The following is a 21683-nucleotide window of genomic DNA, read 5'->3' as shown; positions in this document are numbered from 1 at the left end:
CGGCCGCCTCCGCTATCCACCACCCGCCCCGCCCGTGATTTTCGGCTTGCGCAATCTGCGCAGCAAACGCTCGCCTTCCTGCGCCGTGTAGCGTTTCGACGCCTCACACCAACCGTGTGCAAAACCCGCCTGGTAAGGCGGCGCATCGACCTGCTCGAGGTAGCGCAAAGCAACGGCTGCATCGTTGCCGTCGCCGAGCACGCTCTGCATGCGCGCGACCGTCTTCGCGCTCTCCTTGCGCGTTTTCTGCGAGGCGATCGACTCGAAGAATTCCAGCGTATAGCGCAGGTACTTCGCCTGGATGCGTTCCTTGTGACGCGCTTGCTCGTCGAGTGTCGTCAGTTTCGGTGCCCTAATCAACCGCTTGTAGTACCTCTGCACGCGCTTTTGCGCATAGGCGCGCAGCGAAGTATCCGCGGCCTTTGCGGGCGGCTCGCGTGAGGGCAATCCGCTCAGCCATTCGAGCCACGCCAGGGCAAGCTGCGCGTAGCGCGCCGAGCCCATGGCGGTCTTTAAGGCCCTGCGGGCTTCAAGACGCCGCGCGTCGGCGCGCTCGCAGATCGCGATCCAGCGCGTGCTGTCAGCGTCTGCAGCAGCCAGCGCGGGCAAGGTCGAATCGACGAACACGTCCCAGTCACGCGCCTCGCCGAGCACGCTGCCCAACCATTTGAGATCCGGTGCGATGCGCGCCGTCCACACTTCGTCCTGCCAGTGCGGGAAGATTCGCAGCGCCGTCCTGAGACGCCGCTGCGCGATACGCATCTGATGGACGAACTCGGTGCTGACGGCGTCGCGCACGCCGGCGTCATTGCCGAACCACTGATCCGCGACGTTACAGCCGATCGTCGTCAATGCGGCCTGGGGCGTCGAAACACCGGCCAGATCAATGGGCGCGGCACGTATGGGCGTCGTGGCTTCGTGTGCGTCGGCGACGGTCGCCTCGACGGGGGAAGCGTCGGCGGCACAACAAGCGCGATCGAGCGCCGTGCGCAAAACCGGGAAGGCAGGCAACGCGGCAACCAACGCATACGCAGCAGCGAACAACGCGGCCAGCGACGCGCCAGGTGCGTCGTCGACGAATGGCGTAGTCAGATGAAGTTCGCGCGACGGTGGTGCATCGCCTTCCGTCGAAGCATGAAAGCGATTGAAGACGATATCGACGACGATCCCATCCGCCACCGGCCAGCGCCAGCTATCGCGCTCACAGACAAACGTCGTGAGCGGCGCGAGATCGCCGGCCTCGGTTAGCACGTGCCGGTGTTTCTCGGGTGCGGCTGCAAATGCCGAGCTGACCGGCGCTTCCGCATCCAGCGGTACTTCGTAGAGGATCTCGCGCACCGTGACACCCGGGGCGTAGTCCATTTGCTGGCACGCCACAACGCGTCGCACACGCAGCGATGTTTCGAGCGTGACCTGCAAGCCGGCCGCGGCCATCTTCGCAGTCTGTTCGAAGCGGGTGCTCGTTACCTTCGCAGGGGAGCGCTGGAGGACGGCGCCACGCGAACCCTTGCGCGCCACGCGCTCGGCTTGCGGCAAATCGCCAAGCGCCTTGACCAGAGCGGCATCGAGCCGGTTCGCCACGCGGGAGCGATGGCTCCGTTCACGCTGCACGGACCACGCATGCAATGCCGACTGCGGAACATCAAGCACGATTACGAGGACGCGGCCCATGGACTCCCCATCGTCTGAGCAAAGGAGGCCGCGCGCAGAAGGAAAAGGCGATGCCTCCTGTTCATGTTACATGGACCGCAAGCCAAGCGGCTGTACCCACGTCAAATCCCCTATGAAGAAGAACCCATCCCGCGCAGCCGCTCAGGCAAATGCGATGTACGCGGCCACCAGCAGCATGCACACGCCAAAAACACGACCCTGGATGCGCACCGCGCGCTCCGAAGAGAAGCGGCCCAGGATCACCTTGCCGCCGTAAATCCACGGGAAGTGGCAACCCACGCACACCAGCAGAAAAGCGACCGTAAATTGAACCACCTGCACGGAAGGCGATTTCGACGGATCGAGAAACTGCGAAAACATCACCAGAATCATCGAATGGATCTTCGGGTTGAGTGCCACCGAAACCAGGCCATCGGTAAACGTCAAGCGCGTCATCGTCCTGTCGCTCGCGGCCGTGGCCGTGGTGGACGAACGGAAGAAGCCCCATGCGAGGTAAAGCAGATAAGCCGTGCCGGTCCACTTGAGCGCCTCGTGCACCTCCGGGTAACGATGCAAGGCGCGGCCGAGGCCCAACCCATAAAGCAGGCAAAGCGCGAGATTCGAGACTTCAAACCCAGCCCAGAACCGCAACGAACCGCGAATGCCGAAGCGGCCGCCGGAAGCGGCCAGAATCGTATTGCCCGGTCCCGGGCTAATCACCATCGGAATGGCATAGCCAAAAAACAGAATCCACATATCCCATCCAATCAGGCCCATCATCGGCTCCCTCGCATTGAAACGGAGCGGGGCGATCGCCCCACGCCTCTGGTTTCGGATGCCTGATTAGAAGTGACTTTCACGCGGCGGCCAAACGAGTTATCGTCAGGGTCTCGATAAAGCCAGCTAATCGATCTCATGCGCCGCCTCCCCCCGCTCGGCGCGCTCCGCGCCTTCGAGGCCGCTGCGCGCAATCTGAGTTTTACCGTCGCCGCCAACGAGCTATGCGTGACGCAGGCCGCCATCAGCCATCAGATTCGCCAGTTGGAAAGCTGGCTCGGATTCAGCCTGTTCGAGCGTCGCGGCCATGTCCTGACGCTGACCACCAAGGGCCGCAGTTATCTTCCGGAGCTAAGCGAGGCCTTCGATCGCATGTCGGCGGCGACGTTGCGCCTGCGCGAACGCAGCGACGGCCCGCTGCGCATTACCGCGTTGCCGTCGTTTGCATCGCGCTGGCTGGTGCCGCGCCTCGGCAGATTCCGCGCGCTGCACCCGCAGGTGGATGTCAAGCTCGCCAGCTCCGCCGATCTGTGGGATTTTTCAACGGACCGTTTCGATCTCGCCATTCGCTCAGGCCTCGGCCGCTGGCCCGGCCTGAAGGCAGATCTGATCGCCCAGGAAAGCCTGAGCCCGGTCTGCAGTCCCGCCGTCGCAGCAGGACCACCACCGCTTCACACGCCGTCCGATCTGCGTCGTGTCGAGTTGCTGCACGACAAACCTGGGAGTGCCTGGCGTCACTGGTGCGAGCACGCCGGCGTCGCGGGGATCGATCTGCAAGCGGGCCGCGCGTCGTTCGACGACGCCAGTCTCGCACTGCAGGCCGCGGTGGACGGTCAGGGCGTGGTGCTCGGCAGACTCATGCTGGCGGCCGACGATCTCGCCGCGGGCCGCCTCGTCCAGCCATTCGACATCACGCTGCCCAACGACTACAGCTACTGGCTCGTCTATCCGCGCGCCGCCGCCGAACGGCCGGATGTGGCGGCGTTCCGGGGCTGGTTGCTGTCGGAAGCAAGATCGGCCCGGTCAGCGTAGCGCCGCGCAGCGCGCGGGTCGAAAGACGCGTCAGGCGGGAGGCGCGTATTGCGCGATGCCATTCCCAAACGACCAGTTCTCCTTCGGCACATCCACGAGGTTGACGAACACGTCTTCCGGCCGCACGCCTGGGCTTTCCGCCAGATGCTCCGCGATCCGCTTGTACAGCGCCTTCTTGAGCTCGACGGTGCGCGTATTGTTCGCGGTGATCTGGATCAGCACGAGATCGTCGCTGCGATCAATGTCCAGGTAGTGCTTGCCATAAAAGAAGTTGTCCTGATCGTGTTCGGTGACGACCATGAAGATATCGTCCTCCGGCACGTTGAAAATCTCCACCAGCGAACGCTGGATGCCCTGCGTGAGCGCTTTCCGGTAAGCCGCCGGCTTGCCGGCGCGGACTGCAATTCGGGTGAACGGCATGATGAACACTCCTTTCGAAGAAGATTGAGTACCCAGCTTAGGCCACCTCGTCCATAATGGACAGACATCAATGGCTATTTCATTTATTTTCAATTGAAATGAAAGTACTCGATCTCGATGCGGTGCGCGCCTTCGTTCTGGTCGCCGATCTGCACAGTTTTACGCGTGCGGCCGACGCGCTCGACACCACGCAATCCGCCGTCTCCCTGAAGCTCAAACGGCTGGAGGCGCATCTTGGCAAGCAACTGGTGGAACGGACACCGCGGGTGGTGCGGCTCTCCGCAGACGGCACCGCGTTTCTCGGCGCCGCGCGCGACCTGCTGAACGCGCATGAGCGGGCGCTCGGCGCGCTGTCGGTGGAGCGGCGCAGGCTCGCGCTGGGTCTGAGCGAGCACGTCGCAAGCACCGACCTGACGGATCTGCTGGCGAAGCTGAACGCTTACGATCCGGGGTTGGTGATCGAATTGCATCTCGGCACCTCGACAGCGCTGCTCGCGCAGTTCGACGAACGACGGCTCGACGCGGTGATCGTCCGCTCCACACCGGACGAGGCGCCGCGTGACGATGCGAGCGTGCTTTTCAGCGAACCGCTCGTCTGGCTGGCCGCGCCGGCATGGCTACCGCGCGTCGGCGAACCGCTGCCGCTCGCGCTGCTGACGGCGCCGTGCAATGTGCGGGCGGTTGCGATCCATGCGTTGGATGAGGCGGGTGTGGCATGGCGCGAGGCGTTTATCGGCGGCGGGGTGGCGACTGTCGGCGCAGCGGCTGCGGCTGGGCTCGCCGTGGCGCCGTTGGCGCGACGGGTAGCGCCGCGCGGGTTGATCGACGTCGGCGCGCGGCTCGGCTTGCCGACATTGCCTGAATCGCGCGTGGCACTGCATTCGCGGTTGCGCGATCCGCGCTCTTTGGAGACGTTGCGGTTGTTGACGGAGGGGTTGGGGAGCGGGGGCTGAGCCCGGACTCAGTGCAGGATCGGCGGTAGATTGCGGGCCCCGGCGGCGGAGTTCGTCGCGGTGTTCGCGCTCGCCATCTTGACCGCCTTACTCGGCACGCCCTTGCTCCGCACAGTCTTGACCGGCTTACCCGCAGCACTCTTCGCCACAAGCTTGCCATGAGGTTTAACCTGATGCGCGGCGTGCAGCGACGCCTTCGTCTTCGGCTCAACCTTCAGCCGCTTGCTCTTGCTGGTCACCACCGCCTTGGCCGCCACCTTCGTGCTCGCCGGCGCATGCCCCTTGACCCGCTTCGGCGCGTGTCTGGCCTCAGGCGGATTCCACACCTCGGCGTACTGCGCTGCCTGCGCCGTTACTGCACAACACGCTACTGCCACCACCGCTACCGCCACTGCTCGCACCCACATCACCTGCCGCTCCTGATCGTCGATTACCTGTCTCGCATCTATCCTGCCGGGACGCGATTATACCCAATTTGTCCTTGCAATAATCCACATCTGGACTAATATTGATACAAAGTACAGATAAGGACCAACCTCCATGCCACACGCCGCCCGTGTCTCCCATGACGACCCGCCGCTACGCCGGCCCGTCACGGAACCCTCGCTGACCGAAATGTCGGCGGCGGGCCTGCGTGCGTTCTTCAAGATCGCCGGCGACTGGGATTTGAACACGGAGGAACAGATCGTCCTGCTCGGCTCGCCGGGCCGCTCGACCTTCTTCAAGTGGAAGGCGGAACCGCAAACCGCCCGCCTGGGGCGCGACACGCTCGAGCGGCTTTCGCTGCTGCTCGGCATTTACAAAGCACTGCAGATCTTGTTGCCACAACCGGCCGCCGCCGACGGCTGGGTCAAACGTCCCAATAGCGCGCCGCCGTTCGGCGGGCGCCGCGCGCTCGACCGGATGCTCGCCGGCAATATCAGCGACCTCGTCGCCGTACGCCAGTATCTCGACGCAATGCGAGGCGGCTGGGCGTGACTGAACTGCATTGGCAGGACCGCTGGCGCGTCGCGCCGCTCGACTGGTCGCCCGCGTATCGCGTGATTCCCACGCGTTTTCCGGCGGTGAATCTGTTCGACCGCGTCGCCACCCCCGAAGACTTCGATGCGCTTTACGCGCTCGAAGCGATGACCAACGACCGTCTGCGCACCGAAGTGGGTGAGCTCGAACTGGTGCCACGCGAAGAGCGGCGATTCGGTCCGGGCTACGGACCGATCATGGCCGCGTTGACTCATCTGAATCCGCTCGGCAGCCGCTTCTCGGATGGCAGCTACGGTGTGTTCTACTGCGCCCGTTCGCGCGCCACCGCGATTGCGGAAACGCGCTATCACACGGGTCAATTCCTCGCGGCCACCGCCGAAGCGCCAACGCGTCAACAGATGCGGCTGTACACGGTGATCGCGAGTGGCGAGGTGGTGGATTTGCGCGACGACGCGTCGCTCGATCCCGCGGTCCTCTCGCCGCACGATTATCTTCCGGGGCAAGCGATTGGGCGCGCGGTGCGCGCAGCGGGAGCGCCGGGGATCGCGTATCCGTCCGTGCGAGATCCCGGCGGCGAATGCCTTGCGGCGTTCAGAACCGCGCTGCTGAGGGACTGCCATCACGCGGCGTATCTGGAATACAACTGGAACGGCAGCGCCGTCGATATGGTGTTCGAGCTGAATCAGGTGGGGTAGGTCAAGACAACCCGGTCAAGCCAACGCGCTCAAGGCAACGCCAGCGCCGCGGCGCCTTCCGCGCGCGCCATGTCCACCGTCACGGACCAGCGCTGCGGCTTGCGGGCCTCGACCATGGTCAGCTTGCCGCCCGGCCCGAACGCGCCCGTATCGATGAACACCTGCGCGCCGATCTGCTGGATGCTGCGCATCGGCGTATGCCCGCAGTAAGTCAGCGACAGACTGAGCTGCCGCGTGGGATCGCCGTTGCCCATGGCGAGCTGACGTCCCCATAGCAGTTGCTGCCGCTCGTCGGCGGAAAACTCGCCGGTATCGAGATCGGCATCGGTTCCGAAGAATTCGGCATGCAGCACATTGAAGCGCTCATTGCCGCTGCCGATCACCCGCGCAAGCGGCAAGCCGCTCAGCCGCTGCGCATAATGGCGCAGCTTCTCATCGGACAATTGGGCCGCCCACGTGCCGCCAATGCCGTACCACCACTGCCGGCGCAAGCGCCCTTCCGCCACGGCGCATAGCGTGTCTTCGTGATTGCCGAGGACCGCATAGAACCAGGGCTTGTCGAGCAGGGCCAGCGCCTCTTCGGACTGCGTGCCGCGATCGATCAGATCGCCGACCGAAAACAGCCGGTCGCGCGACGGATCGAAGGCCGCATCGCGCAGCAAATAGCGCAACGCATCCACGCAACCATGCAGATCGCCCACGACAAAGTCGCGGCCGGTGCGGTTGACGGGATGATGTTCGACAGCGGTGACGAGTGTGGATGCCATGCGACCATGATAGAACGCGAACGCAAAGCGCGTATGCGAGGTTTCTATCTTTTCTCCGACGCTTGACGGGCACCCCGCCCCGCGTTTTCCGACTCGACGGCGCAATCCGGAAAACCCTGCCGGATTGCGCCGTTCTGGTGCGGCGTCAAGCGGTCATTGTTGCTGGGCCCGCAGCTTGGCCACGGTATCGACGGTCACAATGGCTTGCGGGTTGCCGAACTGTTTGGTCACGTAGTTGGTGATCGCGGCCACCTGATCGTCGGTCAGTTCTGCGCCAAATGCGGGCATCAGCACGTCGGCCTGTTTCGTGGTGCGGCTGACGCCGTGCAGAATCACCATCGCCAGGTTGTTCGGATCGCTCGCGCCGGCCGTCGTGTTGTGGATCAACGACGGATACGCGCCGGCCGCGCTCGCGCCCACCCCTTGCCCGGTCCAGTTGTGGCACGACGCGCAATTGGCGACGAACAGTTGCGCACCGTTCACGGTCGTAATCTCGGTGCCGCGCAGCGCGGTCACGTCGTGAGCGGGCGTGCCCCACTGGTCGCGCGGATGCGTCTCGCCGCCAATCACAGGCGCAACCGAACGCAAGTACGTGATGATCGAGGTCACATCCTCAGAGGTCAGATACTGCGTGCTGTCCTCCACGACCTGAGCCATCGGCCCCGCTGCATTTGCACGGCCCGGCACCGCGCCGGTCGAGAGATAGCCGGCCAGTTCCGCATCGCTCCAGTTGCCCACGCCGCTGTTCTTGTCGGGCGTGATATTGAAGGCGTGCCAGCCGGCCTGGGTGGCGCCGGAGAAGCGGTCGCTGGTTTTCAATCCTTGCAGGATGTTGCGCGGCGTGTGGCATTCCTCGCAGTGCGCCAACCCTTCCACCAGATACGCGCCGCGATTCCATTCCGCGCTCTGCTTGGGATCGGGTACGAAGCGGCCCTCGGTGAAATTGAACATGTTCCAGAACACCATCAGCCAGCGCTGGTTGAACGGGAAGCTCATCTGGTTGCGCGGCGGCGCGTAATGGATCGGCGCGAGCGTGTTCAGATACGCGCGGATCGCCAGCACATCCTGGCCGGTGACCTTGGTGTACTCGACATACGGGAACGCCGGATAGAGCCGCTCGCCGCCCTTGCCGATGCCTTGCTGCATCGCCCGCATGAAATCGCTGTCGGTCCACTGGCCGATGCCGGTATCCGGATCCGGCGTGATGTTCGGTGTGTAGATCGTGCCGAACGGCGTGTTGATCGGCAGGCCGCCCGCGAACGGGCGGCTCTTGTCGGCCGTGTGACAGGCCACGCAATCACCGGCGCGTGCGAGGTATTCGCCACGCTTCACCAGACCCGGATCGGCCGCGGCCGTCGCCGCCGGCTGTGTGGATTGCGCCGGGTCGTCGGCCAGCGCCTGCGTGATCGGCGATTCGTCGTCATGGCGCGTAGGCGGATCGTAGGCCTCATGCCAGGCGAGGTACAACGCAAACAGCGAGAACGCAGCCGCGAGCGTCGCCATCCGGATGCGGCGGCGGCGCGCGACCTGTGCAAGCGATCCGGCCGGCTGCACGCGAGACGTCTTGTTCGTCATGGTGGCTCTCCGTGGGCTCGGGTCAGATTTCATGCTTCAGCTTGTCGGCCAGCTTCAGCGACAAGGCGGCAATCGTCAGCGTGCAGTTCACCGACGCGGCGGTGGGCATCACGGCGCTGCTCGCGATGAACAGATTCGAATGATCGTGCGTACGGCAATCGGCATCGACGACTGAATCCGCCGGATCGCTGCCCATGATCGTCGTGCCCATGATGTGATTGTTGGGCGCGAAGGTATCGTCGAACGACACTTCGGCGCCGCCGAACAGGCTCGCAATCTGCGCATACAGTTCGTGCGTGTTCGCCGCGCTCTTCTTCACGTAGTCGTTGATCGAGTAGTAAATCTCCGGCTGCGGAATGCCGATCGAATCCTTGTGATCCGCCGACGGCACGATGCGATTCTGCGGTTCGGCCAGATGTTCGTGGAAGCTGTTGATGTTCAGCGTGCGCGCGGCACGGTCGCGAATCTGACGGTCGAGTTCGGCGCCCGTGACACCCTGTTTGATCAGATCGGCAGTGACGGACATTGTCGGCACGCCGTTGGAGAGATGCAGCTTCTTCGCCGCGTAGTCGGAGCGGAACGCGCCGTCGCGGAAGTTCACCACCGAGGTCATTTCCATCGGCCCACGCCCTGGCCACAACGGCTCGTTGGCGAGGAAGGTCACCCCTGTGCCCGGATGGTCCATCAGATTGCGGCCCACCTGGTCCGAACTGTTGCCGATACCATGCGGGAATTTGTCGGAGGTCGACATCAGCATCAGCTTGGGCGTTTCGATGCCGTTCGCCGCGAGCACGAACAGCTTGCCGGTCACGCGTGTGCTGTTGCCGTTCGGATCCTTGTAGTGAACCGCGGTGATGAGCCCTTTGTTGTCGGCTTCGACGCGGTACACCACCGCTTCGGGAATCAGCCTCGCGCCCGCCTGTTCCGCTTTCTCCGCGTGGACCACGCCGTTATACATGGCGGCGATCGGACAGATCGGCATGCAATTGTTGTTGCCGCAACAGGTTGGGCGGGCATCGTAAGGCCGGCTGTTGCGCGCCACCGGCTCGGGCACCACCTTGAAGCCTTGCGCGTTGAGCACGTCGCTAAAGCGCTGGTCCATGTACGACAACGGCAACTGGCTCATCGGATAAGGCTTCGAACGCGGCGAGCCGAGATCGATCGTGCTGTCGGGACCGGACACGCCAAGCTGCACTTCAGCCGCGAAGTACCACGGCTCGAGTGTTTCATACGGATAGGGCCAGTCGCGGCCCACGCCGTAGAGTTTCTTCAACTGGAAATCGGACGGCAAGAGCCGCCATGCAGCCGCAGCCCAGTGCCAGGTGGTGCCGCCCACCAGTCGCACGTACTGCGAATTGTAGGGATAGTCGCCTTTCTGGATCAGGTAGTTGTTGGCGGGCGCATATTCTGGATGAGGCGCGTAGGGCGTCGAAGGATAAGGCGTCGCAAAATCGGACTTGGCCGGTGAATTGCGAAAGTTCTCGACGATCTGCCAGCGCGGAATACGCGGCCCGGCTTCGAGCAGGATCACCGATGCGCCGGCCAGCGCCATCTGATGCGCGACCAGACCGCCCGCCACGCCCGAGCCGACTACGACGATATCGGCGGAATTGGAATTTGCCATTGTTGCCCTCTGCTGGCTTATCGTTGCTTGCTGATTGACGCATGCTGTCGTCGCGGATGACACATGACACGACGCAGGGCACGCTCGAGAGGCATGCCGTGCTTCAAGCGCCGGCGGGCTTTTGCGTCCAGTAGAACGGCACGTCGCGGCAATACGACGGAATCGTCAGCACGTCCTTGACGGGATCGAACATCAGCGCGCTTTCGTAGGCCACCACCTGGACATGCGGCATCTCGCCGACGAGGCCGAGATACCAGCCGCGCATGACGGCGCTAACCGTCTTTGCAAGCGCCGGCTGATCGGCCTGCAAGGCTTGCGTCACCGTATCCGAGGGCACACCGCCGTGGCTTTGCAGCCAGGTGTTGAGAGCGGCGACGTTCTGCGTGAACTGGCTGTCGGAACGGGCCAAAGCATCGTAGACGCGCTTGCTGAGCACCGGGTCGAAGCCGGTGCGAGCGGTGAGATGCTGCGAAAGGGCGAGGAAAGCGTCGAGGCCGCCGCCTGCGGGCGCGTCGGCAAAAGCTGGGGTGAGTCCGAACGGCGTCGCGAAACGCCCGGCGCTGGTGAACGCCAGCGCGGCAGCGGCCGCGCATGCGCCGAGCAGCCAGGTGCGGCGGCCGGCGGAATGGGCATGCGTCACCTCACGGTGCGCAGCGTTCTCATCTTTCTCTTGAACATCTGTCATGGGCGCTCCACAGATGATGAGTCAATGTTCAACCAGCCCACTCGCAAGACAACGGCATGCTGCCGCTGCGGGTTTCCGGTTGTCCGCCCCAAACCTGGTCTGTGCCGCTCAAGCGGTCTCATTCGTCATTGAAAGCCCAACGCAAGGCCGTTGCGAAAGACTATAGCCGTCTCGCGACCATTCGACAATTGGTGCCCGAGGCGCAGGGTAGAATCAACGACGCTCAATTCTGCTTAACAGTGCTGCGCCGGTACAGCGCAGCCTCACCTTGATAGCCCATGCCAACGAATATTTATCCGCAGGTTCTACGCAACCGACCGCGCATGGTCGCCGCGCTTGTCATCGGCATCGTCGTCGCCCTGGCGGTGCCCTCGCACATGCGGCCAATGGTGCGAGTGCTCGCCGCGTGGGACCTCGCGATATGGACGTACCTCGTGCTCATCTGGATTCACATGGCCACCGCCCATGAGGACCAGGTCCTCGAGTTCGCGCAACGCGACGACGAAAACGCCGGCGTCGTGCTGTTCGTGATCTGCCTCGCCACTCTGGCGAGCATTGCGGCCATCGTCCTCGAACTGGCGTCGGCGAAAAACCTTGGCGCCGCGTCGACGCTCGCGCACTATCTGCTCACCGGCCTGACAATGTTCGGTGCCTGGTTCCTGATTCCGACCATCTTCACGCTGCATTACGCACGCCTCTACTACGCCAACCCGGACGAGACCGCGCTGCTGTTCCCCGATAGCAAGCTGAAGCCGAACTATTGGGACTTCCTGTACTTCTCGTTCACGATTGCGGTGGCCTCGCAGACGTCGGACGTCGTGCTCCGCTCGCGCTCGATCCGCCGTGCCGCGCTGGCGCAATCCATCCTCTCGTTCTACTTCAACGTGGCCGTGCTGGGCCTGTGTGTCAATATCGCAGCCGGCCTGCTCGGTTCGTAATGCAAGCAGCGTCCTGCAGCGGCCCGCTGTCAGGACGCTACCGGCAATCCTCGCCCTTCTGTGTAAAACCGCCCTACCGCGCCACGCCTTACACGCCGGCTGAAAGCGAGACGCCCCGGCGGCGTCCCCCGCCCACGCGCCCCTCCCTTCCTTTTTCGCCGCAACCTGTCTCGCTGGCACAACGCTTGCTGAAAGCCTTGTATTTACCTGGTCCAGAACCGCGTGACTGGCGCATGCGCGTGCGTAGTGTTCGTTACTGCCCTGCGGGCAATCGATCTTTGCACTACATTGACCAGTACGCGCGCTGATTTTTCACAGCGCGCGGCCTCCGGCTCTGGAAGCCCCAATGAGCGGTGTGATCGCATTTCGATGCATCCACATCGCGGCAGGACGAATCTGGAAACGACCGATGGAACCTTCACAAAGGTATGCGCCGCGGATCTATTTTCTCCACTCTCTCCTGGTCGGGTCGCTTGATGCATGGCCGGCGCAGTTCGCGCACGCGGCCGCGCTGGGCTTCGATCACGTCCTGATCGGCGCGCTGTTCCAGCCCGGACGGGCTGGGCATGCGCAGATCGTCAGCGATCACCGTCATCTGCATCCCGTGTTCGAGGCGCAGCAAGGCGGGCCCGAAGCGCTGCGTAGCCTCGCCGGCGCCGCGCGTCAACGCGGCCTGAGCCTGCTCGCCGACCTCGTAATCGATCGGGTCGCCGCGGATGGCGTGCTGTTCGCCGAACATCCGGACTGGTTCCACCCGTTCGAATCGGAGGAGGCGCGGCTCGATCCGCGCCATGCGCATCGTGAAGACAATGTTGCCTATGTGAACTTCGGCAACGAAGGCAACACGGCTGCGCTGCTCGACTGGTGGACCCGCGAACTGCTCACGCTGGCGGAAGCCGGCGTCAGCGGCTTTCGTTTCGACTCGCCGCACCGCGTGCCGGCCGCCTTCTGGCGCCAGCTTGGTGCAGCCGTACGGGCGCAGTACCCCGAGGTGCGCTTTCTCGCGGCGACGCCCGGTCTGGCGCGCGGCGATCTGCTGCCTCTGGAGGAAGCGGGTTTCGACAGCGTGTTTTCTTCCGTGCGCTGGTGGGACTTCCGCGCCAGTTGGCTCACGGACGAGCATGCCGCGCTGAGTCGCATCGGCGCGCCGATCGCCTTCCCGGAAGCGCCCTACGGCAGCCGCCTCGCCGCCGACCTCGACGACGTGCACGACGCCTCGATGCTCGAACGCGCCTACCGCCGCGCGCTCTTCACTGCCGCGGCGACCGGCACCGGCTGGCTGATCCCGATGGGCTTCGAATACGGTATCGCGCAATCGATGTCCTACACCCGTGGGCACGCCGCGCAGTTCGCCGAGCTGTGCAAAGCGCCGCGTTTCGACCTCTCCGAGCCGATCAGGCATGCCAACGCCGTCTTACGCGATTCCCCAGCGCTGCAAAGCGTCGGCGAACTGCGCGCGCTCAGCGGGCCGAGTACCCCTGCCGCCGTACTGTTGCGCGGCGATAACCTCGATCTGCGCGACAGCCAGCAAGCGACGCTGATCGTCATCAACCCGGACCTCGGCATGCCGGTGCGGGTCGATCCCGCGCGCTTTCTCGCCGGCGTGCCGGGCAATTTCACCCGCTTTGTGTCGCTCGACGCCGCGGGGCATGCCACCCCTGCCGCCCTACCGCCCTTCACGCTGGCGCCGGGTGCCTGCCGCCTGTTCGCCGCGCAGGCCGACAAGCCGGTGCGGCTCGCGCCGCCCATCGACAAGGCGGGCAGCAAACGCAGCGGCCGTAAATCCGTGCTGGAGGCGATTGCCGCGCCGCGCGTGGCGATCGAAAGCGTGACGCCGTCGGTCGACTATGGACGCTTCGTCGTCAAGCGCACGGTCGGCGAGCGGGCCGAGGTGATGGCCGCGATCTTCGCGGAAGGGCACGACAAGATCGCGGCCGCCGTGGTATGGCGCGCCGCCGATGAAACCGCCTGGCACGAAGTCCCGATGCTCCCCGCGCCGCCCGCCGGCCTCGACCTCTGGCACACGCGCATCCCGCTCGAACGGGTGGGCCGGCACGAATTCACCGTGATCGCGTGGCGCGACGACTTCGCCTCGCTGGTCGAGCACGTGCAGAAGAAACTGAAGGCCGGGCAAACCGTCGAGCTCGAAGTGGATGAAGCCAGCCACCTGTTTGCGCTGGTGCTGGCCGAGGTGGAAACGGTGGAAGGCGCGGTGACCGAGCCGCTTGAGCATATCGTCAAGGTCTTCGCCAAAGCGGACCTGGACACACGCATCGCGCTGCTGCTCGCACCCACCACCGCCAAGGCGATGGCGGCGGCGCGCCACCGGCCGTTCCTGACGCGCGACCCGGTCATCTACCGGATCGACGCCGAGCGGACCGCCGCGCGCTTCGCGAGCTGGTACGAGATCTTCCCGCGTTCGATGAGCGACGACGAAGCGCGCCACGGCACCTTCGCGGATGTCACGAAGAAACTGCCGCGCATCCGCGACATGGGTTTCGACGTGCTGTACTTCCCGCCGATCCACCCCATCGGCGTCGCCAACCGCAAGGGCCGCAACAACACCTTGAATGCACAGCCGGGCGACGTGGGCAGCCCGTATGCGATCGGCGGCGAGGAAGGCGGCCACACGGCCGTTCATCCGCAACTCGGCACACTCGACGACTTCAAGCAGATGCTCGCCGCCGCGCACGAGCATGGCCTTGAGATCGCGCTCGACTTCGCGATCCAGTGCTCGCCGGATCACCCCTGGCTGAAAGAGCATCCCACCTGGTTCGCCTGGCGTCCGGACGGCACGCTGCGCTATGCGGAAAATCCGCCGAAGAAGTACCAGGACATCGTCAACCCGGATTTCTATGCGCACGACGCCAAGCCCGATCTGTGGCTCGCGTTGCGCGACGTGATCCTGTTCTGGATCGAAGCGGGCGTGCATATTTTCCGCGTCGACAATCCGCATACGAAACCGCTGCCGTTCTGGGAATGGATGATCGGCGACGTGCGCGCCCGCCATCCCGACACGATCTTCTTCGCGGAGGCCTTCACGCGGCCACGCATGATGTACCGGCTCGGCAAGATCGGTTTTTCGCAGTCATACACGTATTTCACGTGGCGCGAGTCGAAGCGCGATTTCACCGAGTATCTGACCGAGCTCACGCAGACCGATGTCCGCGAGTACTACCGGCCGAATTTCTTCGTCAACACGCCGGATATCAACCCGCGGCATCTGCAGTCCCAGGGACGCTCCGGCTTCCTGATTCGCGCCGCCCTTGCAGCGACGCTCTCGGGACTCTGGGGCGTGTATAGCGGTTTCGAACTATGCGAGGCCGCCGCGCTGCCGAACAGCGAGGAATATCTCGACTCCGAAAAGTATCAACTGCGTGCGTGGGACTGGAACCGGCCCGGCAATATCGTCGGCGAGATCAGCGCCTTGAACCGGATCCGGCGTGCGAACCCCGCACTGCAATCGCATCTGGGCGTCACGTTTCTGACGGCGCACAATGACCACATCCTGTTCTTCGAGAAAGCCACCGAAGCGCGCGACAACGTGGTCGTCGTCGCCATCAATCTCGATCCGTTCAACGAACAGGGCGCCGACGTGGAGCTTTCCTGGGCCACCTTTGCCCACTGGCATCTGCACGATCAGGCAGCGCTCGAAGTGGTCGACCAGATGACCGGCGCGCGCTTCGAATGGTATGGCCGCTGGCAGCACGTGCGGCTCAATCCCGGTGCGATGCCGTTCGCCATCTGGCGCATCGCGCCCGTTGGCGGACTGCCGGCCGAGCCCCCCAGCGCAGACGACGACAGCGGCAGCCATGCAGACGCTGGCTACCAACCCCCGACCGAAGGTGCGTAATGAAACGTGACGATCCGACCGAGAGCACGTCGCAAGCCCACGCCGCAGTGGCCGCCAGCAGCCGCATCGCGAAAGCAAAGCCGGCCCGGCGCGGCAAGGTATCGGCCCTGAGCGACGACCCGCTCTGGTACAAAGACGCGATCATCTATCAGGTGCATATCAAGTCGTTCTTCGATGCGAACAACGATGGCGTCGGCGACTTTCCTGGGCTGATTGCCAAGCTCGACTACATCGCCGAACTCGGCGTGAACGCGATCTGGCTGCTGCCGTTCTATCCGTCGCCGCGTCGCGACGACGGCTACGATATCGCCGACTATCGCAACGTCCATCCGGACTACGGACAATTGTCCGACGTGAAGCACTTCATTCAGGAAGCGCACGCACGCGGTATTCGTGTGATTACCGAACTGGTCATCAACCATACGTCAGACCAGCATCCGTGGTTTCAGCGTGCACGGCGCGCGAAGCCCGGCTCGAATCATCGCAACTTTTATGTCTGGTCCGACACGGACGAGAAATACACCGGCACGCGGATCATCTTTATCGACAGCGAGCCTTCGAACTGGACGCACGATCCGGTGGCGGGTGCGTACTACTGGCACCGCTTCTATTCGCACCAGCCCGATCTGAACTTCGACAATCCCGCTGTGCTGAAGGAAGTGCTGCAGGTGATGCGCTTCTGGCTCGACATGGGCATCGACGGTCTGCGGCTGGATGCGGTGCCGTATCTCGTGGAACGCGAGGGCACCAACAACGAGAACCTGCCGGAAACGCATGCGATCCTGAAGAAGATTCGCGCCACCATCGACGCCGAATATCCGAACCGGATGCTGCTCGCCGAAGCGAACCAGTGGCCGGAAGACGTGAAGGAATATTTCGGCGACGAAGACGAATGCCATATGGCGTTCCACTTCCCGCTGATGCCGCGCATCTACATGTCGATCGCGAGCGAAGACCGCTTCCCGATCACCGACATCATGCGGCAGACGCCGGATCTCGCGGAAACGAATCAGTGGGCGATTTTCCTGCGCAATCACGACGAACTGACGCTCGAGATGGTCACGGATTCGGAGCGCGACTATCTGTGGAACACCTACGCGAGCGATCGCCGCGCGCGGTTGAACCTCGGCATCCGGCGCCGCCTTGCGCCGTTAATGGAGCGCGACCGCCGGCGCATCGAGCTGATCAACTCGCTGCTGCTGTCGATGCCCGGCACGCCCGTGATCTATTACGGCGACGAACTGGGTATGGGCGACAACATCCACCTCGGCGACCGCGACGGCGTGCGCACGCCGATGCAATGGTCCTCGGACCGTAACGGCGGCTTCTCGCGCGCCGATCCGGAGCAACTGGTCTTGCCGCCGGTGATGGGCTCGCTCTACGGTTTCGATGCGGTCAACGTCGAAGCGCAGAGCCGCGATCCGCACTCGCTGCTGAACTGGACGCGCCGCATGCTCGCCACGCGCCGCGCCAAGCAGACCTTTGGGCGCGGCACGATCCGCTTCCTGAAGCCGGCCAACCGCAAGATTCTGGCGTATCTGCGCGAGTTGCCGGGCGAGCCGACTATTCTGTGCGTCGCGAATCTCTCGCGCGCCCCGCAGGCGGTAGAACTCGATCTGTCCGAATTCGCAGGCTCGGTGCCGATCGAAATGACCGCGGACTCTGTGTTCCCCGCAATCGGTCAGCTCACCTATCTGCTGACGTTTCCGCCCTACGGCTTTCTGTGGTTCCTCATCTGCCCGGGCAATCAGCGTCCCACCTGGGCGCAGGCCCACTCGGAGCCGCTGCCCGAGTTCGTGACGATTGTGATCCGCGAAGGTCAGGCTGGCCCGACGCCGGAAAACGTCCGCCTGCTCGAATCCGAAGTGTTGCCTTCGTGGTTGAGCCGGCGCCGCTGGTTTGCGTCCAAAGACCAGCCCTTGCACGCGGTGCGCCTGGCGGCCCTCACGACGATCCCGAACGGCGGCTTCGCCTTCACCGAGATCGAAGCGGACGTCGGCGACCACACCGAGCGCTATGTGCTGCCCATCGCCATCACGTGGGGCGGCGAGACCACCACGCCGTTGTTCATGCAACTGGCGCTGGCGCGCGTGCGCCGTGGCCGCAACGTCGGGCATCTGACCGACGCCTTCGCCCTGCCTATCTTCGCGCATAACGTCCTGCGCAAGCTGCGCGAACGTGCGGTCGTGCCAACGGTGCAAAAGAGCGAGATCTGCTTCATTCCCACCGACCGGCTTGCCGAGATCGACCTCGGCGACCGCCCCGAAATTCGCTGGCTCGCCGCTGAGCAGAGCAACAGTTCGCTGATCATCGCGGATGCGATCGTGCTCAAGCTGGTGCGGCGGCTCGTGAGCGGCGTCCATCCCGAAGCCGAAATCAGCCGCTATCTGACGAAGATCGGTTACGCCAACACGGCGCCGCTCTATGGCGAAGTGGTGCGTATCGATCCGGCCGGCGTGCCGCACACGCTGTGCATCCTGCAAGGCTTCATCGACAACCAGGGCGACGCGTGGAACTGGGCGCTCGATTACCTGCGCCGCACGATCGACGACCTCGCGCTCGCGGTCGATGCCGACGACGCCGCGCCCGATCGCGAGAAGGAAGCGCAGGCCATCGAAGGCTATCAGAGCATGGCGGCCACGATCGGCAAGCGCCTCGGCGAGCTGCATGTCGCGCTCGCCTCGCCTTCCGACGATCCGGCCTTCGCGCCCGAAACCGCCACGCCCGAGCAGGTGCAGGCATGGATCGACGGCACGCTGGCCTTGCTCACGTCCGCGCTCGATCTGCTCGCGCAACGTGTCGATCAATTGACCGACGACACGCACGACCTGGCCCGCAGTCTGCTCGAGCGGCGCGCCGCATTGACCGAAGCCGTTGCGAAGCTGGTGACCGCCGACGCGGGCGCACTGCGCACGCGCATTCACGGCGACTTCCATCTGGGACAAGTGCTGGTCGCACAAGGTGACGCGTATCTGATCGATTTCGAGGGCGAACCGGCGCGCTCGCTCGAAGAACGTCGCCAGAAGTCGAGCCCGATGCGCGACGTCGCCGGTTTGCTGCGCTCGTACTCGTATGCCAGCGCCGCGGCGCAATCCACCACGGAAAGCGCGCCGCAGCAGACCGCCGATCGCAAGCGCGCGCTGTTCGACCGCTTCCGCGGCTATGCGGCCGAGAGCTTCCTCGAGGCCTACCGCGCAGCCATCGTCGAGGTGGATCAACCGCTCGTCGCGCCGGCTTCGGAGCAGGCGCTGCTCGATCTGTTCCTGATCGAAAAGGCCGCCTACGAGATCCGCTACGAAGCGGCCAATCGTCCGACGTGGCTCGGCTTGCCGGTGCGCGGTCTCGCCGCGCTCGCGAGCCGGCTGCTCGGCGACACAGGCACTCCCCACGATCCATCGGCGTCCGGCTCGACCGGCGCCACACCGCCTAACCCGGCTGAGGGCGATTATGAGTGAGTACGATCCGACCGCCGGCCTGCAACCGCTCGATCTCGATGCGCTGGTCGAGGCACGCCACCCCGATCCGTTTTCGCAACTGGGCATGCATGAGACCGACGCGGGACCGGTGGTGCGCGCACTGCTGCCGAATGCCGCGCACGTCACGGTGATTGCGCGCGCCGATGGCAAGACGCTCGGCGAATTGCAACAGGTCCATCCCAACGGACTGTTCATCGGCCGTGTCAGCGCTGCCGTGCCGTACCGGCTGCGCATCGACTGGCATGGCCCTCTTCAGGAAATCGAGGACACCTATTCGTTCGGTCCCGTGCTGGGCGATGAACCACTGCATCGGCTCGCGCACGGCGACCCGTACGCGGTACTCGAATGCCTCGGCTCGCGTCCTATGGAAATCGACGGCGTGCCCGGCGTGCGCTTCGCCGTATGGGCGCCGAATGCACGGCGCGTCTCGGTGGTCGGCGACTTCAATTCGTGGGACGGCCGCCGCCATCCGATGCGGCTACGTCATCAGGCTGGCGTGTGGGAACTGTTCGTGCCGCGCGTCGGCCCAGGCACACGCTACAAATACGAACTGCTGGCTCGCGACGGTCATCCGTTGCCGCTGAAGGCCGATCCCTGCGCCATGCAAACCGAACGGCCGCCGGCGACGGCGTCGGTCGTCGCGCATGTCGACGAGATCGAACAGTTTCCGTGGACCGACGATGCCTGGATCCACTCGCGCGGCGCCAACCAAACGCCGCGCTCGCCCATCTCCATCTACGAAGTGCACGCCGAATCCTGGCTGCGCATCGCGGAAGAAGGTCAGCGCAGTCTCGACTGGTCCGAACTGGCCGACCGTTTGATCCCCTACGTGCAGGGCATGGGCTTTACACACGTCGAATTCATGCCGATCGCCGAGCATCCGTTCGGCGGCTCGTGGGGTTATCAGCCGCTGGGGCAATTCGCGCCGTCGGCGCGCTTCGGCAAACCCGAGCAGTTCGCGCAGTTCGTCAATCGGGCCCACGAAGCCGGGCTCGGCGTGATTCTCGACTGGGTGCCGGCGCACTTCCCGAACGACGCACACGGTCTGATCGACTTCGACGGCACGCCGCTCTATGAGCATGCCGATCCGCGCGAAGGCTATCACCAGGATTGGAACACGATGATCTACAACCTCGGCCGCAACGAGGTGAGCGCGTTCCTGGTCGCCTCGGGGCTGGCCTGGCTCAAGCGCTATCACGTGGATGGCCTGCGGGTGGATGCAGTGGCTTCGATGCTGTATCGCGACTATTCGCGCGCGGCGGGCGAATGGGTGCCGAACATCTACGGCGGGCGCGAGAATCTCGAATCGATTGCGTTTCTCAAGCGGCTCAATCACGAAGTCGGCTACGTGCCCGGCGTGCCAGGCGCAATCACGATTGCGGAAGAATCGACGGCGTGGCCCGGCGTCACGGCGCGCGTCGAAGACGGCGGGCTCGGCTTCGAGTTCAAGTGGAACATGGGCTGGATGCACGACACGCTGCACTACCTGCAAGAAGATCCGGTGTACCGGCGCTACCATCACCACAACATGACGTTCGGCATGGTGTACGCCTATTCGGAGTGCTTCGTGTTGCCGCTCTCGCACGACGAGGTGGTGCACGGCAAAGGCTCGCTGCTCGGCAAGATGCCGGGCGACCGCTGGCAACGTTTCGCGAACCTGCGCGCGTATTTCGGTTTCATGTGGACGCATCCCGGCAAGAAGCTGCTCTTCATGGGCGGCGAGTTCGGGCAGATGGCCGAATTCGATCACGACGGCTCGCCGCACTGGCATCTGCTCGACGATCCACTCCACCACGGCGCGCAAAAACTGGTGCGCGACCTCAACCTGCTCTATTGCGACGAACCGGCGCTGTACACGCTCGACTGCGAACCCGGCGGCTTCGAATGGCTGATCGGCGACGATAGCGAGAACAGCGTGTTCGCTTTCCGGCGCGTCGACGGCGCGGGCCGCGAACTGGTGATCGTCTGCAACTTCACACCGGTGCCGCGCCTCGGCTATCGCCTCGGCATGCCGCTCGCCGGACGCTGGAGCGAGATTCTCAACACCGACGCCAGCGTGTACGGCGGCTCGAACGTCGGCAACGCTGGCCTGATCTACACCGAGGACATCGCGAGTCACGGCAAGCCGCAATCGGCCTCGCTGATCCTGCCGCCGCTCGCGACGATCGTGCTGCGCGCCGACACGTGAGACGCCGCCGACGAATCGCTTAAAGGAATGCCCCGCGAAGAAGCGAACCATCAGAACAAGGACGGGAAC

General features: G+C 64.3%; 16 protein-coding genes. 8 read left to right on the top strand and 8 right to left on the bottom strand.

Annotated features, from left to right (window positions below):
* Window positions 1–12: 12 nt before the first annotated feature.
* Window positions 13–1671 (bottom strand): CHAD domain-containing protein, encoded by a 1659-nt coding sequence (locus P3T42_RS35930; RefSeq protein ID WP_429308696.1) that lies wholly within the window; start codon window positions 1669–1671, stop codon window positions 13–15.
* Between the two features lie 141 nt (window positions 1672–1812).
* Window positions 1813–2406 carry a LysE family translocator gene (locus tag P3T42_RS35925; protein WP_253189986.1) on the bottom strand — a complete coding sequence of 198 codons (594 nt, stop codon included), beginning with the start codon at window positions 2404–2406 and terminating at the stop codon, window positions 1813–1815.
* A 159-nt stretch (window positions 2407–2565) separates the two neighbouring features.
* Here P3T42_RS35925 and P3T42_RS35920 point away from each other — a divergent pair, with 159 nt between their 5' ends.
* A complete protein-coding gene (locus P3T42_RS35920; RefSeq protein WP_429308695.1) occupies window positions 2566–3459 on the top strand; it encodes a transcriptional regulator GcvA in 894 nt (297 codons plus the stop codon).
* A gap of 30 nt (window positions 3460–3489) precedes the next feature.
* On the opposite strand, the gene P3T42_RS35915 is transcribed toward P3T42_RS35920, so the two are convergent.
* A complete protein-coding gene (locus tag P3T42_RS35915; RefSeq protein ID WP_074294117.1) occupies window positions 3490–3879 on the bottom strand; it encodes a tautomerase family protein in 390 nt (129 codons plus the stop codon).
* Window positions 3880–3977: 98 nt separating this feature from the next.
* On the opposite strand from P3T42_RS35915, the gene P3T42_RS35910 reads away from it, so the two are divergent.
* The gene (locus P3T42_RS35910; RefSeq protein WP_074294116.1) at window positions 3978–4832 is read left to right on the top strand and encodes a LysR substrate-binding domain-containing protein; all 855 of its coding nucleotides are present in this window, start codon (window positions 3978–3980) and stop codon (window positions 4830–4832) included.
* Window positions 4833–4840: 8 nt separating this feature from the next.
* Here the strand turns inward: P3T42_RS35910 and P3T42_RS35905 are convergent, their stop codons facing one another.
* A complete protein-coding gene (locus P3T42_RS35905; protein ID WP_429308694.1) occupies window positions 4841–5239 on the bottom strand; it encodes a hypothetical protein in 399 nt (132 codons plus the stop codon).
* Between the two features lie 133 nt (window positions 5240–5372).
* On the opposite strand from P3T42_RS35905, the gene P3T42_RS35900 reads away from it, so the two are divergent.
* Together P3T42_RS35900 and P3T42_RS35895 are read left to right on the top strand one after the other, a co-directional pair.
* Complete coding sequence (locus tag P3T42_RS35900) at window positions 5373–5810, top strand: MbcA/ParS/Xre antitoxin family protein (protein WP_074294114.1); 438 nt, start codon at window positions 5373–5375, stop codon at window positions 5808–5810.
* The gene (locus P3T42_RS35895; RefSeq protein ID WP_074294113.1) at window positions 5807–6508 is read left to right on the top strand and encodes an RES family NAD+ phosphorylase; all 702 of its coding nucleotides are present in this window, start codon (window positions 5807–5809) and stop codon (window positions 6506–6508) included. The genes P3T42_RS35900 and P3T42_RS35895 overlap by 4 nt, the downstream gene beginning before the upstream one ends.
* 29 nt (window positions 6509–6537) lie before the next feature.
* On the opposite strand, the gene P3T42_RS35890 is transcribed toward P3T42_RS35895, so the two are convergent.
* The 4 genes from P3T42_RS35890 to P3T42_RS35875 all read right to left on the bottom strand — a co-directional run bounded on the left by P3T42_RS35890 (window position 6538) and on the right by P3T42_RS35875 (window position 11159).
* A complete protein-coding gene (locus P3T42_RS35890) occupies window positions 6538–7275 on the bottom strand; it encodes a metallophosphoesterase (RefSeq protein WP_429308693.1) in 738 nt (245 codons plus the stop codon).
* Between the two features lie 153 nt (window positions 7276–7428).
* Complete coding sequence (locus P3T42_RS35885) at window positions 7429–8850, bottom strand: c-type cytochrome (RefSeq protein ID WP_429308692.1); 1422 nt, start codon at window positions 8848–8850, stop codon at window positions 7429–7431.
* Between the two features lie 22 nt (window positions 8851–8872).
* Complete coding sequence (locus P3T42_RS35880) at window positions 8873–10474, bottom strand: GMC family oxidoreductase (RefSeq protein ID WP_429308691.1); 1602 nt, start codon at window positions 10472–10474, stop codon at window positions 8873–8875.
* Between the two features lie 103 nt (window positions 10475–10577).
* Window positions 10578–11159 carry a sugar dehydrogenase complex small subunit gene (locus P3T42_RS35875; protein WP_074294109.1) on the bottom strand — a complete coding sequence of 194 codons (582 nt, stop codon included), beginning with the start codon at window positions 11157–11159 and terminating at the stop codon, window positions 10578–10580.
* Window positions 11160–11437: 278 nt separating this feature from the next.
* Between P3T42_RS35875 and P3T42_RS35870 the strand changes: the two genes are divergently transcribed.
* The 4 genes from P3T42_RS35870 (at window position 11438) to glgB (ending at window position 21614) form a co-directional block, all read left to right on the top strand.
* A complete protein-coding gene (locus tag P3T42_RS35870) occupies window positions 11438–12097 on the top strand; it encodes a DUF1345 domain-containing protein (RefSeq protein ID WP_074294108.1) in 660 nt (219 codons plus the stop codon).
* 409 nt (window positions 12098–12506) lie between these two features.
* Complete coding sequence (locus P3T42_RS35865; protein WP_429308690.1) at window positions 12507–15950, top strand: maltotransferase domain-containing protein; 3444 nt, start codon at window positions 12507–12509, stop codon at window positions 15948–15950.
* Entirely contained in the window at window positions 15950–19405 is a 3456-nt protein-coding gene (gene treS / locus P3T42_RS35860) for a maltose alpha-D-glucosyltransferase (protein WP_429308689.1), read from the top strand. The genes P3T42_RS35865 and treS overlap by 1 nt, the downstream gene beginning before the upstream one ends.
* Window positions 19398–21614 carry a 1,4-alpha-glucan branching protein GlgB gene (gene glgB / locus P3T42_RS35855; protein WP_074294105.1) on the top strand — a complete coding sequence of 739 codons (2217 nt, stop codon included), beginning with the start codon at window positions 19398–19400 and terminating at the stop codon, window positions 21612–21614. The genes treS and glgB overlap by 8 nt, the downstream gene beginning before the upstream one ends.
* Window positions 21615–21683 lie beyond the last annotated feature (69 nt).

This window comes from Paraburkholderia sp. GAS38, from assembly GCF_050434965.1.
In the GTDB taxonomy this organism is placed as follows: domain Bacteria; phylum Pseudomonadota; class Gammaproteobacteria; order Burkholderiales; family Burkholderiaceae; genus Paraburkholderia; species Paraburkholderia phenazinium_A.
This window is presented reverse-complemented; position numbering and strand designations above follow the sequence as displayed.

Bases quoted from the DNA above. Each gene is read 5' to 3' on its own strand.
- P3T42_RS35900 (WP_074294114.1), top strand. From the start codon at position 5,373: ATGCCACACGCCGCCCGTGTCTCCCATGACGACCCGCCGCTACGCCGG.
- P3T42_RS35930 (WP_429308696.1), bottom strand. From the start codon at position 1,671: ATGGGCCGCGTCCTCGTAATCGTGCTTGATGTTCCGCAGTCGGCATTG.
- P3T42_RS35880 (WP_429308691.1), bottom strand. From the start codon at position 10,474: ATGGCAAATTCCAATTCCGCCGATATCGTCGTAGTCGGCTCGGGCGTG.
- glgB (WP_074294105.1), top strand. From the start codon at position 19,398: ATGAGTGAGTACGATCCGACCGCCGGCCTGCAACCGCTCGATCTCGAT.
- P3T42_RS35885 (WP_429308692.1), bottom strand. From the start codon at position 8,850: ATGACGAACAAGACGTCTCGCGTGCAGCCGGCCGGATCGCTTGCACAG.
- treS (WP_429308689.1), top strand. From the start codon at position 15,950: ATGAAACGTGACGATCCGACCGAGAGCACGTCGCAAGCCCACGCCGCA.
- P3T42_RS35865 (WP_429308690.1), top strand. From the start codon at position 12,507: ATGGAACCTTCACAAAGGTATGCGCCGCGGATCTATTTTCTCCACTCT.
- P3T42_RS35890 (WP_429308693.1), bottom strand. From the start codon at position 7,275: ATGGCATCCACACTCGTCACCGCTGTCGAACATCATCCCGTCAACCGC.
- P3T42_RS35915 (WP_074294117.1), bottom strand. From the start codon at position 3,879: ATGCCGTTCACCCGAATTGCAGTCCGCGCCGGCAAGCCGGCGGCTTAC.
- P3T42_RS35925 (WP_253189986.1), bottom strand. From the start codon at position 2,406: ATGTGGATTCTGTTTTTTGGCTATGCCATTCCGATGGTGATTAGCCCG.
- P3T42_RS35920 (WP_429308695.1), top strand. From the start codon at position 2,566: ATGCGCCGCCTCCCCCCGCTCGGCGCGCTCCGCGCCTTCGAGGCCGCT.
- P3T42_RS35910 (WP_074294116.1), top strand. From the start codon at position 3,978: ATGAAAGTACTCGATCTCGATGCGGTGCGCGCCTTCGTTCTGGTCGCC.
- P3T42_RS35875 (WP_074294109.1), bottom strand. From the start codon at position 11,159: ATGACAGATGTTCAAGAGAAAGATGAGAACGCTGCGCACCGTGAGGTG.
- P3T42_RS35870 (WP_074294108.1), top strand. From the start codon at position 11,438: ATGCCAACGAATATTTATCCGCAGGTTCTACGCAACCGACCGCGCATG.
- P3T42_RS35905 (WP_429308694.1), bottom strand. From the start codon at position 5,239: ATGTGGGTGCGAGCAGTGGCGGTAGCGGTGGTGGCAGTAGCGTGTTGT.